Genomic DNA, 1,217 nt, shown 5'->3' with positions numbered 1-1,217 from the left:
AAAGGCCAATATCGTCGGGCTAAAAGCATTCGGTTAATCGTGGATAATTACATCATCCACAAGAGCAAGAAAACCCAGAAGTGGCTGAGCGACAACCCAAAGTTCAAATTACTGTTCTTGCCGGTTTATAGCCCATGGCATAACAAAATTGAAAAACTGTGGCATGCCCTGCACGAGACGATAACCCGGAATCATCAGTGCAAAAACATGGATAATTTACTGGAGCAGGTTTACTACTTTATGGACACTGCCGCACCGTTTCCGGGCGGCAAGCATGGATTGAAGCAGGTGTATCACAATTAGGATCAGCTATTTAGGGGAGCTATTTTTCAAAAGGATAGCGATAAAGCACGATCAATGAAAATGTCGTTTCCCGGTCTGCAAGGCGTTATATTTCAAGGAGGATTAGTGAAGTATTTAGTTTTGATTTTCTCTTTTCTGGTTATTGGGTGCGCTAATTTAAAAATCATAGGGGAAAGCGACCAAAATACTGAAGTTTATGTTGGCATCAAGAACGGAAACATCATTTATCAAGGTGAAATAACCGAGACTTCAAATAACGTAATTTTCTCATTGTTTAACGATGCTGAATTAAAACCAAGTCGTCTTGTAATAACCAGCAATGGTGGTGAAATAGGCGCTGAGATGGATTTAGGGCGCTGGGTCAAAGATAACAAGTTGGATGTTGAAGTGAAAGGCGCTTGTGCATCGTCTTGTGCAAACTATGTATTCCCAGCTGCTAATACAAAGTACTTAAGAAAAGACTCGATTCTGATATGGCATGGTGGTGCCTGGCAATCAAATTGGAGGATTACAGAAGACAACCGAGAAAGCTTTAATGCTTACATAACGTTAATGCGAAAAATGGAAACTCATTTTTATGCAGATATCGGCGTTGATAATCTTCTTACCACTTATGGCCAGTCTAAAGTTAGTTTTTGGGACTACATTCAGAACTTTTTCGGCATAGGAACAGTGGGATATGACTACTCGCTGGCTGATTTGCAGAAATTTGGCGTCGCCAATATTGAACTTTTAGATGAGGAATGGGATTGGAGAAAGTATCGACCTGATAGAGCAAATTTGGTTAAGCGCATTAAGGTTGATGATGATTATAAGTTTGGGCTTAATAGGTTTGAAATCAATTAAATTTTATCGCCAGCACAGTGCACCGTCGGCGCTCGATTCGCAAAAGTTGCTCGTTTTAGTTGCGGGCG

Annotated in this window: 2 protein-coding genes; both read left to right on the top strand. The window is 40.8% G+C overall.

The genetic code is table 11. The features are described 5' to 3' along the window. Positions 1-303: transposase (locus AEST_RS13750; protein ID WP_039925545.1), on the top strand; the 303-nt coding region annotated here is incomplete at its 5' end. Positions 304-357: 54 nt separating this feature from the next. Continuing rightward, positions 358-1,149, top strand: coding sequence for a hypothetical protein (locus AEST_RS13745; RefSeq protein WP_008609755.1), 792 nt, complete (start codon positions 358-360; stop codon positions 1,147-1,149). Positions 1,150-1,217: the final 68 nt, after the last annotated feature.

The sequence above is a fragment of the Alishewanella aestuarii B11 genome (assembly GCF_000280055.1).
Taxonomy (GTDB): domain Bacteria; phylum Pseudomonadota; class Gammaproteobacteria; order Enterobacterales; family Alteromonadaceae; genus Alishewanella; species Alishewanella aestuarii.
The sequence above is the reverse complement of the archived record's forward strand: the minus strand, read 5'-3'. Positions and strand labels throughout refer to the sequence as shown.